The sequence below is a fragment of the Rahnella sp. BIGb0236 genome (assembly GCF_004364755.1).
GTDB classification, from domain to species: domain Bacteria; phylum Pseudomonadota; class Gammaproteobacteria; order Enterobacterales; family Enterobacteriaceae; genus Rahnella; species Rahnella victoriana.
This window is the reverse complement of the sequence record NZ_SOAO01000005.1, coordinates 154,650-168,299: the sequence shown is the minus strand read 5'-3', so window position 1 is coordinate 168,299 and position 13,650 is coordinate 154,650. Positions and strand designations below refer to the sequence as shown.

Here is a 13,650-nt window from a genome sequence, read left to right as displayed (position 1 = left end):
TGTTGTTATTTATCGTTGCTGTTATTTGCCATGTGGATGGCGAGATTTATTGCTGTCTTGAAACTGCCCGCATCAGCGGTGCCGGTAGCGGCGAGTTCAAGGGCGGTACCGTGATCAACGGAAGTCCGGATAAAAGGCAGGCCAAGCGTGATATTCACTGCGCGACCGAATCCCTGATATTTTAGCACCGGAAGGCCCTGATCGTGATACATCGATAAAACAGCATCGGCATGTTGCAGATATTTAGGCTGGAATAACGTATCAGCGGGCAGCGGGCCGATGAGATTTATCCCTTGCTGGCGCAGTTCGTCCAGTGCAGGAATGATAATGTCGATCTCTTCGTGCCCCATGTGGCCACCTTCGCCCGCATGTGGATTCAGACCACACACATAAATTTGCGGCTCGGTAATACCAAATTTCGTTTTCAGATCATGATGCAAAATGGTGATCACTTCATGCAGGCACTGGCGCGTAATCGCACCCGGCACGGCCAGTAAAGGCAGGTGCGTGGTCGCCAGCGCCACACGTAATTCCTCTGTCGCCAGCATCATCACAACACGGTCGCAATGGCTGCGGTCAGCAAAGAATTCGGTATGGCCGATGAAGGGAATGCCAGCATCATTGATAATGCTTTTTTGAACCGGACCGGTGATCAGCGCCGCGAACTCGCCGTTAATGGCACCGTCGCAGGCTCGCGCCAGCGTTTCTACCACATAAGGGGCATTGGCGACATCGAGTTGTCCGGCGGTGACCGGAGCGGCGAGCTTAACGGGTAATACCGTCAATGTTCCGGCGGCCTGAGGCTCGGCCGGTCTGCCTGGCTGATAATCGCGCAGGCGGATCGTCAGACCCAGTTTAGCGGCCCGTTCAAGCAGTAAGGCCGGATCGGCACATACCACTAACTCAACAGGCCATGCCTGCTGAGCCAGCGCCAGTACCAGATCCGGCCCAACCCCGGCTGGCTCGCCGGGGGTGATGACCACAGATTTTGTCACGGAAGTATTATTTTCCATTACCATCCATAATTTTCACATAAGCTTCAGCACGTTGTTCCTGCATCCAGGTCTGCGCTTCTTCTGCAAATTTACGGTTGAACAGCATGCGGTAAGCACGTTCTTTCTGAGCAGCATCGGTTTTATCAACCTGACGGGTATCCATCAGCTCAATCAAATGCCAGCCGAACGACGAGTGAACCGGCGCGCTCATTTCACCTTTTTTCAGGTTCATCAACGCATCGCGGAACGCCGGATCGTACATGTCCGGAGACGCCCAACCTAAATCGCCGCCCTGATTGGCAGAACCCGGATCCTGAGAAAGCTGTTTCGCTTCATCCGCGAAGGTGGCTTTGCCGCTCTTAATATCCGCTGCAACCTGTTCAAGTTTTGCACGCGCCTGCGCATCGGTCATGACGACAGACGGTTTCAGCAGGATGTGACGGGCATGCACTTCAGTCACCGAAACGGTTTTGTTATCGCCACGGATATCATTCACTTTCAGGATGTGGAAACCCACACCTGAGCGGATCGGGCCGATAACCTGACCTTTCTGCGCGGTGCTTAATGCCTGCGCAAACAGGGAAGGCAGTTCCTGCAATTTGCCCCAACCCATGTTGCCGCCTTTCAGCGCCTGGGAATCGGCAGAGTAGGTGATGGCCAGCTTGCCGAAATCCGCACCGTTGTTCAGATCGGTCACGATTTTCTTCGCCAGTTCTTCCGCAGCATCAACCTGATCCTGCGTCGGGTTTTCCGGCAATGGCAACAGAATGTGGCTGAGGTTGAATTCAGCACTGCCGCCGTTTTGTGCCGCGACCTGTTTAGACAGCTGATCCACTTCCTGTGGCAAAATGGTGACGCGACGACGGACTTCGCTGTTACGCACTTCGCTGATGATCATTTCCTTGCGGATCTGAGCGCGGTAAGTGTTGTAGTTCATGCCGTCGTAAGCCAGACGGCTGCGCAGCTGATCAACAGAGATGTTGTTTTGCTGTGCGATACCGGCAATGGCTTTATCCACATCCTGATCGGTCGGGGTGATGCCCATACGGCTGGCCATCTGTAACTGGATTTGATCCATGATCAGACGGTCAAGGATCTGGTGACGTAATGTCGCATCATCCGGCAGCTGTTGTTTAGCCTGCTGAGCCTGCTGTTTCACGGAATTAAACAGACTGTCTACGTCACTTTGCAGCACCACGCCGTTGTTCACGACGGCAGCAACTTTATCAACTTCCTGAGGGGCTGCAAACGCAGTGCTGGCACAAAGCGTCACGCCGAGGAGAAGTGTTCTCCAGTTCTTCATACTTTTTCCATTTGTCTAATCCGCAAGCGCGGGTTTCAAGTTCACTGAGTTTAAATTGTCGTCGGGTCTAGAAAGCGCGTTGATAAGGCAGTATGCCGCTGGCCAACATTTCTTTCGTTCCGAGGGTTTGATTGTTCCCAAGGCCTCTAAGTTCAATATTGAATCCAATCTTATTGTCATACTTACTTTCTGACTTCACAGAATCGTAGTTGGTGATCTTACGTTCATAGCCAACATTGATAGCCCAACAGCAGGTGTTGTATTGCAGACCAATCAGCTGGTCAGCCGGTTGCTGTGCTTTGGTATCGTAATAATAGGCACCGACAATGGCCCAGCGGTCAGCAATCGGCCAGCTGGCGATACCGCCGACCTGAGAGATACCGTCCTGATAACCCGGATGTCTGACGCTTGGCAATGTCGCCTGGATATATTCCGGGCTGGCGTAACGATAACTCAGCTGGATCATTTTCTCTGAGTCAGCACGGTACTCAAGCACCGCATCACCCAGGGACACCGCATCGAGACGGGTATCGTATTGAATACCGCCACGGATGCCCCAGAAATTATCGATTTTGTAGTAGGTGTCACCGGCCCACACCAGGCTGCCTGTGTCATCATTTTTATCCAGCACGCTATCCTGATCGCCGGTACGCGGCGGCTGGAAGTAATAAATCTGACCGGCCGAGGCGTTAAAGCGTTCTTCCAGATTGTCGTCGTAAATACGGGTGGTTAAACCACCGGCCACCTGATTCGCTGAGGCGATACGGTCAAGGCCACTGTAACTCTTATCACGGAACAGACCGGTATAGTCGGACTGCAACAGGGTCGAGTCATAGGTATTGATCGAGCTCTGGTTACGGTACGGGATGTACAGGTATTGCACGCGTGGTTCGAGCGTCTGGGTATAGTCTGCGTTCCAGTCCATTGACCGGTCGAAGACCATTTTGCCGTCACTTTTAAACTCAGGCATCACACGGTTCACGGAGGAACGCAGTTTGGTGTCCGGATTATCCTCGTAATAATTGTCAGGAATATCCTGCTGATAGTGGGTCGCCATCAGCTTCACTTCGTTATCCAGACTTCCCCACCCGTTACTGAGCGGCAGGCTGAGCGTCGGTTCGAAGTGCGTACGCACCGCTTCCGGGTTATCCGGGTTAACGCTGGTGAATTTCACCGCCTGACCATAAAGGTGCAGGTCGAACGGACCCAGGTCATTTTTGTAATAGTTGATGTCCAGCTGTGGCTGCGCACGATAGGCGTTCTGGTTACCGGCGTTCGAGAACACCTGGAACTGTTTACTGGCCAGCGTGACATCCCAGTTCTCATTGGCGTAACCCACGCTGAATTTCTGCGTGGCGTAGCCGTCCGTACTGGAACCGTAGGTGGAATCGAAATCGGTGAAGTAATACGGGTCGCTGACCTTGGTATAGTCAACGTTGAAACGCCACACCTTGTCGTAGACACCGGCATGACGCCAGTAGTACATCCAGCGTTTGGTGTTATCGCTGGTGCGGTTTTCATCATCCACAAACTGCTGATCGATTTTCTTATCGTTACCCAGATAATCGAACTCCATCAGACCGGCACCGGCCACAGTCAGATAACGGAATTCATTCTGCAATTGCAGACCACGGGTACTCATGTAGTTCGGAGTAATGGTGGCGTCGTAGTTTGGCGCGATGTTCCAGTAAAACGGAACGGTGGCCCCGAAACCGTTATTGCTGCTGTATTTGGCGTTCGGGATCAGGAAACCGGAACGGCGGCGGTCACCAATAGGTAACTGCATATACGGGCTGTAAAACACCGGCACCGGGCCGATGTGGAAGCGGGCGTTCCAGATTTCCGCCACTTCTTCCTGACGGTCCTGGATCACTTCTGAGCCGACAACGCTCCAGCTGTTATCACCCGGCAGACAGGTGGTAAAGGTGCCGTTGTCCATGATGGTGTAGCGGTTGTTGTCACGCTGCTTCATCTTGTCAGCATCACCACGACCCTGACGTCCTACCATCTGATAGGTACCGTCCTGCACATCGGTATCTTTGGTGGTCAGGTTGGCAAAGCCTTTCGGGCCATTCAGCTTGATCTGGTTATCGTTATAACGCACGTTCCCGGTCGCCGTGGCGGTACGGGTAGGTGTCGGCTGATTGGGATTGGCGATTTGATTGAGCTGAACCTGATCGGCATCCAGCGTGCTGTTTCCCTGGACAACATTGACGTTGCCGCTGAACAGTGCGCTGTCAGGATAGTTGCCGGTCGCCTTATCGGCGTTGATGGTGACAGGCAGTGAATTAGGATCACCCTGCACCAGAGGTTTGTCATAGGTCGGAACGCCGAGCATACATTGCGCTGCAAGGTCGGCCATTGCGCCGTGACTGTACAATACTGACCAGATTGTGGCGGCCAGCATTGTCGGTAAGCGTGTTTTCAGACGTCTGTTTTTCATACGTAAAATGGTGTTCCGTCATCAGAGGCATCATGCCGGCAAACGGTCAGAGACTATCTCACTCATCATGGTTGCGCTAGTGTTAAATCCCACCGGTTACGTTGCCGCCGTTAGGCACAACGATAAATGCCGGTTATGATAAAGCAATTTTTCAGCGACGGCATGGCGAATTGAGGAGTATATGCAGTATTGGGGAAAACTGCTCGGACTTATCCTGGGCTTATGGTCTGGTTTAGGCTTCTGGGGAATTGTTTCAGGGCTGTTGATAGGGCACATGTTTGACACCGCGCGTTCCGCGAAACGCCGGGGCTATTTTGCCGATCAACAGACACGTCAAACCATCTTTTTCCGCACCACGTTTGAAGTGATGGGGAATCTGACTAAATCAAAAGGCAGAGTTACCGAGGCGGATATTCAGATCGCCAGTCTTTACATGGAACGTATGCAGTTGCACGGCGAACAGCGTGAAGCCGCGCAGCGTGCCTTCCGCGATGGCAAAGAAGCGAATTATCCTTTGCGGGAAAAAATGCGTGAACTGCGCAGTGCGTGTTTTGGTCGTTTCGACCTGATACGGACTTTTCTGGAAATTCAGATCCAGGCCGCGTACGCCGACGGTTCATTGCATCCCAATGAGCGTGAAGTGCTGTATGTGATTGCTGAAGAACTGGGGATTTCCCGCATGCAGTTCGATCAGTTCCTGCGCATGATGGAAGGCGGACAGCAGTTCGGCGGCAGTCAGCAGGGCGGTCATTCCTATGGCGGCGGTTATCACCGGACACAGCAGGGGCCGACACTGGCCGACGCCTGTAAAGTGCTGGGCGTCAGCGCCACCGATGATGCGACCACCATTAAGCGCGCCTATCGCAAGCTGATGGGCGAACACCATCCGGATAAACTGGTGGCGAAAGGTTTACCACCGGAAATGATGGAAATGGCTAAAGAGAAAGCGCAGGCGATTCAGGCCGCGTATGACCTGATCAAACGCGAGAAAGGTTTTAAATAACATCGTTATAAAAAAGGCGTCCGTTGCAGGACGCCTTTTATTTATCGCTTCATAATCAGTCAGTGATCAGAAGCTCACCTTCACGCCTGCGACGGCCTGCCAGTAATCAACCCCTTCATCTTCAATTCTGTGCTGATACTGCACGCCGGTGTTCAGTGACACGTTCGGCGTCGGGTTATTGATAATCCCCAGATCAATCATGCCGGAACTGCCGGTCGCACCGCTGCGGAAGCTGTTGCTGACGTTGCTGTAGCTGTCACCGATATCTACCGCAGCGTCATCACTCAGGTCTTTAATGAACAGCGTATTTGCCGTCACCGCCCATTTACCGGTACTTGCGGTATCCCAGTCATAGCGGTAACGCAGCCCCAGGCGGGCGGTCGGACGGGTGATATCGTCGTAATGCACGGTCGTATTATCGATATCAGTGAAATCATCCACCTGCAGGCGCTGAATACCCAGACCGGCTAAAGGCGTGAATTCATGATTTCCCGCTTTGATTTTATAGCCCACATCCACAGAGCCACCGAAGGAGGTCGCGCTGATGTCCGCGACTTCACTGCCGCGCAGGTCGGTCGACACATTGCCGTCGTAGATGGCGACGTCGGACGCCACATCCACCGTCAGACCGCTCACGTACTGATACGACAGCAGCGAAGAGAGTCCCCAGGTGGTGTATTGCGTTTTGCTGTTGCCGTCGGCGGCATCCGGCGTGACATCCAGATTGGCGCTGGACAGGCCGAGGCTCAGGCCCAGCGAATGGGTGTCATTCCCCAGTTGCATCACTTTGGCACCGAACAGCCAGCCTTCTTCTTTCTGGGTGTAGTCGTAGCCATAATTCATAAAGCCGAGTGATGAATGATAGTTATCTTCCCCGTTGAGATACTGGAAGAAGATATTCAGTTTCTTATCATCCTGCGCCAGCACCTGATTGCGGAAGGTTTCACTGACGCGGCTGTTGTAGCTCAGCAGGGCCGAAGGCAGGGACAGATAAGAAGGCACCTGCGGCGTGACGGCCGGACGTGCATTTTTCCCGCTGTCATCATCTGGCGTCGGTGCCGGCGGAACCGGTGTGTCATCGCCTTCATCCGGCGTATCGTCACCGTCATCCGGCGTTGGCTCAGGAACCGGCGTATCGTCGTCCCCGCCATCGTCTTCATCATCCGGCGTCGGTTCTGGCGGAACCGGCGTGTTATCGACCGGCACCGTATTGTCGCCTTCGGTCAGCATGTTGTTTTGCAGACGGTAATCCCAGAACTGATCGCCGCTGCCCGCCACGTCACGCTGTTCTTCAGAGCTGCGCCCCGGTGCAAAGGCATACAGGTTATAGGCGTAAGCGCCGCGCGCCACGTACTCGCCCGCCAGTCTGAAGCTGTCTTTGGTTGCCTTACCGGCCACCTGGATCAGCGACACGCCTTCCTGATTATCCGCCGCGCCATCGTTATCCGTATCGGTGAAGAAACCCGCCCCTGACGGCGTGACCTGAACAGTCACCGGCCCGGAGGAAACCATGTCGCCGTTGATCAGCAGCTTGTCGGTTTGTGTGAACGCCGGGTCGAAATGCGTGCGCAGGCTGAGCAGGTTATTGCTGCCCGCCGCCAGGGTGCCGTTAACGGTTTGCGTGGCCGCAACAAAGGTGTCGCTCTCGCTCTCGTTTTCGGCTGGCCAGTGCGGCAGAAGCTGCACGTCATCTTTCAGGATGAGATCGGCGACGGTGTTGTTACCGGCCAGAACGGTGTTTTTCTCCATCGTGACGGTGGAGGCAAGGGAGCCGTTGAGGATCAGCGCGCCGCTGTAGATATGGGTGTCACCGGTGAAGGTATTCTCGCTGTTGATGTACAGCGCGCCCGGCGCCATTTTCTTCAGGGTGCCGTGACCGGAAATCGTGGCGTCAATCACCACGTCATTATTGCCGTCGGTGCTGGTGGTCTTGCTGTCGGTCTGATCGACAGAAATCACACTGTCAGCGGCGAGTTCCACCTTGCCGCTCAGATGCGATTTACTGTTCAGCATCAGGTTTGCCCGCTCGTTGAGCGTCACGTTGGCATCCAGCGTGGCGTGCTCGTTCACGCGCAGGGTGGCGCGGCTGGCCACATCCACATTGTTTATCGTGTAGGTTTCATCAATCCAGTCGTCGCTGAACACGACGTCACCGGCATGCGGGGTCGGACGACCGGCGAGTCTCATAATGCCATTTTGCACGGAGAGCTGATTCAGATCGGCACCGCCCGCCAGTTCCCAGACGCCTGCGGAGGAGTCCGGCGCATAATCGACGTTTAAATTCGACGCCGTTTCCTGACTGCCGAGATGGCCGACGAAGGTCTGGTTACTGCTGTTGTTCAGCGTCAGGGTGCTGAGCTGGTCTGCATTGCCGTTAATAATGGCGGCACCGGAATCATTGTGATTGATTGTGCTGAAAGCCATATCATAGCCATTCAGATCCAGATTGCCGCCGCGATAACCAAAGTAAATGTCGCTGCCGGCAATCTGGTTTTCGCCGCCGATCTGCACGGTCGGGCGACCGCTGACAATGGTGACTTTGGAGAAGGCTTTTTGCTCACCGGCTTCATTGGCCTGCTGGGCCAACACCACCAGCCCGTCGCCGACGTTCAGCCCACCGCCGTTATTCCCCACGGCATTGACGTACAGCGTGCCTTCACCGATTTTATGCAGGGTGTCTCCGTCTAATCCATTGACTTCCCAGTCAACGGTTTTCCCCGCATCGACTTCGATCCCGCCGCCCACCCAGGTGCTGTCGGCGCCTTCGGCAGAGACGACGCGGTAATCGTTGGAAAATTGCAGTTTTGCCGCGCCGTGATTGACCGCGCTGTCGAGTACGATCAGGCCGCCATCACCGGCGAAACGCAGATCTTTTGAGGCATTGAGTTCATCATTGCTGGCCTGAGAAGGGAGTTCCGTATCCACACCGTGCCACTGCCAGCTGTTTTCGCCCTGAGTAATATCGGCCGCTGCCCAGTGGATATCGCCATCGGCGGCGATATCGGTCACATCAGGATCGGTATTCTCTGCAATGACCTGATTGAGGAAATTTAACTGCATATCCAGCGTATAACTGGTGTACTCATACCCAGTCTTCCCTGTGCCAATCCAGGGTGAGACACCATAGATTTTCCACTCTTTTTCAAGGTTATCATAAACGTACAGTGGGCTGCCGCTGTCGCCGGCTTGTATCGCAGAACTGAACGGCTGAGCACGTGTGTCCGGCGGCCCGTAGTTTACCCAGCGCAGACGTGACGGTTCAAAGGTGGGATTAACCATCGTGCCGCCGCTTTTCCAATCGTAAGCCCCGGTGATATAGACGGGTTTCCTGGTGACCGGATCGACCTGATACTGCGTGCCTGAGCCAACCCGCGCATAGTAAACATAACGCTCAGGGTTATTACGTACTTGCTGCGTATCCACCATTGGCACGGGTGCGGCTTCAGTCACTACTTTATTCAGGCGGGGAACATGAAAGTCTTTAGCCCATTGCTCATAAGCAGGGTGAACGTTTCGGCTGATTAATTTATAGGTGGTTCTGTATTTGGCGTGATTGCCAAAATCAACAGAGGTATAACCGGTATTATGGGCGACGCTGGCAACATAAGAGGGAGAAATTAATGTCGCGAATCCTAGGCTGTTGACGGCGCCAAAATCAGGCATAGGGAAATTAAGAATACCCGCGGACGTGCCATCCATTTTGAAAACTTCGATGTTTTCTTCACCGGGGAGGTATTTGCCCAGATTTTCAGCAAAGTCCCGGTAATCCTGTACGGCAACATCCTCGCGCATAATGCCTGCATCGGCGTCAAAAATCGCCAATGCAATTAAGCTACTGAGTAGCTTTGGTTTCCATGCCATTATATTTTCCCTGAGGGTGGAAATAATTAAAAAAGGAAGCGATGTTATCAGGCGTGCGGGTAATAATGACAGGGCATGAAATAAGAACAGGAGCGGGTATTATATTTTTTGGGAAAGTAAATTCTGATAAAACAACGCGATGGTAATGTAATACATATTACTTAATAATGATTGAAGCAATATGTATTATTTAAATGGTTAAAAGTCAGGCTCGCAGTGATAAACCAGCGGTGTATCCGTTATCGGGTGATAGAACGATAATTCCTGCGCATGCAGTTGCAAACGGTCTGCCGCCGCCAGCGCCTGCGGATGAGCATAGAATTTATCGCCCAGAATCGGATGCCCGAGTGCCAGAAGGTGCACGCGCAACTGGTGAGAACGTCCGGTTATTGGCCGCAGTTTGACGCGGGTGGTGCCGTCATCGTCCCAGGACATCACTTCATACTGCGTCAGCGCTTTCTTGCCGGTCTCATGACAGACTTTTTGTTTCGGCCGGTTGGGATAATCGCAAATCAGCGGCAAATCGATAATGCCGTAATCTTCTTCAACCCGTCCCCAGACCCGCGCGATATACACTTTCTTGGTTTCGCGTTCACGGAACTGACGTTTCAGCTCACGCTCAGCGTCTTTGGTCAGCGCCACCACGATCACGCCGCTGGTGGACATATCCAGACGATGGACGGATTCGGCTTCAGGAAATTGCTGCTGAATGCGCGTCATCAGGCTGTCCTGATGCTCGGCCAGTTTGCCCGGCACCGAAAGCAGCCCGCTTGGCTTATTTACCACCATGATGTGTTCATCCTGAAAAATCACCTGTAACCAGGGATCGGTCGGCGGATTGTAATTCTCCAGCGGCCGGGTTTTCGACGGTTCAGGGATAGTCGGTTGGTGTTCGCTCATAGCGGTTTCAGTCTGCGTTCGGGGTGAAATAAAGGAGGGATGCAGACCGGCTGCATCCCGTCGGGCTTACTGATGGCTGACCACCACCAGGCGGATCGCATCCAGACGCCAGCTGGCATCGTTCAGATTCGCCAGCACTTGCTTACGGTTCGAGTCTACCGATTCCAGTTCGTCATCGCGAATGTTCGGGTTCACCTCTTTCAGCGCTTTCAGGCGATCCAGCTCCTGGGTCAGCTGCTCGTCGGCTTCCACTTTGGCCGCTTCGATCAGCGCACGCGCCTGCTCGGCAATTTCGGCTTCTGCCTGTTGCAGCATGGCGTGAACGTCCTGTTGTACCGCGTTGACCAGCTTGCTGGAGTTATGACGGTTAATGGCGTTCAGCTGACGGTTAAAGCTCTCAAACTCGACCTGCGCCGCCAGATTGGTGCCTTTGCGATCCATCAGCATACGCACCGGTGTCGGAGGCAGGAAACGGGTCAGTTGCAGATGTTTCGGCGCCTGACATTCCACCACGTAAACCAGTTCCGCCAGCAGTGTACCCACCGGCAGGGCTTTGTTTTTCAGGATCGACACCGCACAGCTGCCGGTATCGCCGGACAGGATCAGATCCAGACCGTTACGCACGATCGGATGTTCCCAGCTGATGAACTGCGCATCTTCACGGGACAGCGCCTGTTCACGATCGAATGTCACGGTACAGCCATCTTCCGGCAGGCCCGGGAAATCCGGCACCAGCATGTGATCGGACGGCGTCAGCACGATCAGGTTATCGCTGCGGTCTTCCTGATTAATGCCGACGATATCGAAGAGATTCAGCGCAAAGTTCACCAGATTAACGTCGTTATCCTGCTCGCCGATTTCCTTCGCCAGTTGCTGCGCACGTTCGCCGCCGTTGGAATGCATCTCCAGCAGACGGTCACGGCCATTTTCCAGCTTCTCTTTCAGCGCGTCATGTTCTGCGCGACATTCGAGGATAAATTCGTCCAGACCCGTCTGCTCGGCAGGCGTGGCCAGGAAGGCGATCAGCTGCTCGTAGGCGCTGTCGTAAATGGTACGGCCGGTCGGACAGGTATGTTCGAACGCGTCCAGACCTTCATGGAACCAGCGCACCAGCACCGACTGCGCGGTTTGCTCGAGGTAAGGCACCATGATGTCGATATTGTTTTGCTGACCGATACGATCCAGACGCCCGATACGCTGTTCCAGCAGATCCGGGTTGAACGGCAAGTCGAACATCACCATTTTGCTGGCGAACTGGAAGTTACGGCCTTCGGAGCCGATTTCAGAACACAGCAGCACCTGCGCGCCTTCTTCCTGCGAGGCAAAATAGGCTGCCGCGCGGTCACGTTCGATGATCGACAACCCTTCATGGAATACGGCGGCACGGATCGCTTCACGCTCACGCAGTACCTGTTCCAGCTGCAAGGCGGTGGCGGCTTTGGCACAGATCACCAGCACTTTCTCGTCGCGGTTGGCGGTCAGATAACCGAGCAGCCATTCGACGCGCGGATCAAAGTTCCACCAGGTGGCGTTCTCGCCTTCGAATTCCTGATAAATCTGCTCCGGATACAGCATGTCATGGGCGCGGGCTTCGGCGGTTTTCTTCGCGCCCATGATGCCCGAGACTTTAATTGCGGTCTGATACTGGGTCGGCAGCGGCAGTTTCACCGCATGCAGGTGACGCTCAGGGAAACCTTTCACACCGTTACGGGTGTTACGGAACAGCACGCGGCTGGTGCCGTGGCGATCCATCAGCATGGAAACCAGTTGTTTCGCTGCGGCTTCGTCGCCTTTATTGGCGGCGGTCAGCAGGGCATCGGTATCGGCGTTGCCGACACTTTCACCCAGCAACGCCAGGGCTTCCGGCGTCAGCGGTTCTTTGTTGAGTAACAGCGTGACGGCATCGGCCACCGGCTGATACTGCTGTTGTTCTTCGATGAATTCTTCGTAGTCGTGGAAACGATCCGGATCCAGCAGGCGCAGACGCGCAAAGTGGCTTTCCTGACCCAATTGTTCCGGCGTGGCGGTCAGCAACAGAACACTCGGGATTTGCTGGGAAAGCTGCTCGATTACCTGATATTCGCGGCTCGGCGCATCTTCGCTCCACACCAGATGGTGCGCTTCGTCGACCACCAGCATGTCCCACGCCGCATCGGAAAGCTGCTCAAGACGGGATTTATTGCGGCGCACGAAATCAAGCGAGCAGATCACCAGCTGTTCGGTTTCGAACGGATTGGTCGCTTCGTGGACGGACTCGGCATAGCGGTCGTCATCAAACAGAGAGAAGCGCAGGTTGAAGCGGCGTAGCATTTCCACCAGCCACTGGTGTTGCAGGGTTTCCGGCACCACGATCAGCACACGCTCGGCACGGCCGGACAGCAGTTGCTGATGGATAATCATGCCTGCTTCGATGGTTTTACCCAGACCCACTTCATCGGCCAGTAAAACGCGTGGCGCATGACGCTGACCGACTTCGTAAGCGATGTGCAACTGATGCGGGATCAGGCTGGCACGCATACCGCGCAGGCCGCCGAATTCCAGACGGAACTGTTCACGCTGGTATTTACGGGCGCGGAAACGAAGGGCGAAGCGGTCCATACGGTCGATCTGACCGGCGAACAGGCGATCCTGCGGTTTACTGAAAGTCAGTTTGCTGTCGAGCAGCACTTCGCGCATGGCGACGCCGGTTTCTTCGGTGTCCAGACGGGTGCCGATATAGGTCAACAGACCTTTGTCTTCAACGACTTCTTCGACCTGCAACTGCCAGCCTTCGTGACAGCTGATGGTATCACCGGGATTGAACATCACGCGGGTGATCGGGGAATCATTTCGGGCATACAAACGGTTTTCACCGGTGGCGGGGAAAAGCAGGGTGACCATGCGCACATCCAGCGCGACCACGGTTCCTAATCCTAATTCGCTTTCCGTATCGCTTATCCAGCGTTGACCCAATGTAAACGGCATAATCTCTCTCTGTGTTGTGTGCTCTGTATACGGCGACTGCGCAATGCTTGCTCAGCCCGCGATGTTTCACGGGCAATAGTTTTCTTTCCCCGCCAGATGGCGCGGAGTTGTTCACTGTGTGAGGATGATTCAGAAATGGGAAAGGGCGCTATGGTAATGGAAGGTAAGCGTTTCGTCACCT

At 54.4% G+C, this 13,650-nt stretch carries 7 protein-coding genes; 1 reads left to right on the top strand and 6 read right to left on the bottom strand.

The window, feature by feature from the left end; all coding sequences use genetic code 11:
* Positions 1-5 precede the first annotated feature (5 nt).
* The 3 genes from pdxA to lptD all read right to left on the bottom strand — a co-directional run bounded on the left by pdxA (position 6) and on the right by lptD (position 4,741).
* Positions 6-1,013, bottom strand: a complete 1,008-nt coding sequence (pdxA, locus tag EDF78_RS12440) for a 4-hydroxythreonine-4-phosphate dehydrogenase PdxA (protein WP_133823193.1) — start codon at positions 1,011-1,013, stop codon at positions 6-8.
* Positions 1,003-2,298: a peptidylprolyl isomerase SurA gene (gene surA / locus EDF78_RS12435; RefSeq protein WP_133823192.1), complete on the bottom strand. Its 1,296-nt coding sequence runs from the start codon at positions 2,296-2,298 to the stop codon at positions 1,003-1,005. Before surA ends, pdxA begins: the two co-directional genes overlap by 11 nt.
* 67 nt (positions 2,299-2,365) lie before the next feature.
* Positions 2,366-4,741, bottom strand: a complete 2,376-nt coding sequence (gene lptD / locus EDF78_RS12430; protein ID WP_095924622.1) for an LPS assembly protein LptD — start codon at positions 4,739-4,741, stop codon at positions 2,366-2,368.
* Between the two features lie 181 nt (positions 4,742-4,922).
* Between lptD and djlA the strand changes: the two genes are divergently transcribed.
* Positions 4,923-5,744 (top strand): co-chaperone DjlA, encoded by an 822-nt coding sequence (gene djlA, locus EDF78_RS12425; RefSeq protein WP_095924623.1) that lies wholly within the window; start codon positions 4,923-4,925, stop codon positions 5,742-5,744.
* A 66-nt stretch (positions 5,745-5,810) separates the two neighbouring features.
* On the opposite strand, the gene EDF78_RS12420 is transcribed toward djlA, so the two are convergent.
* The 3 genes from EDF78_RS12420 to rapA form a co-directional block, all read right to left on the bottom strand.
* Positions 5,811-9,605, bottom strand: a complete 3,795-nt coding sequence (locus EDF78_RS12420; RefSeq protein ID WP_133823191.1) for a S6 family peptidase — start codon at positions 9,603-9,605, stop codon at positions 5,811-5,813.
* A 198-nt stretch (positions 9,606-9,803) separates the two neighbouring features.
* Positions 9,804-10,505 carry a bifunctional tRNA pseudouridine(32) synthase/23S rRNA pseudouridine(746) synthase RluA gene (gene rluA / locus EDF78_RS12415; protein ID WP_095924624.1) on the bottom strand — a complete coding sequence of 234 codons (702 nt, stop codon included), beginning with the start codon at positions 10,503-10,505 and terminating at the stop codon, positions 9,804-9,806.
* Positions 10,506-10,571: 66 nt separating this feature from the next.
* A complete protein-coding gene (rapA, locus tag EDF78_RS12410; RefSeq protein ID WP_095924625.1) occupies positions 10,572-13,469 on the bottom strand; it encodes an RNA polymerase-associated protein RapA in 2,898 nt (965 codons plus the stop codon).
* Positions 13,470-13,650: the final 181 nt, after the last annotated feature.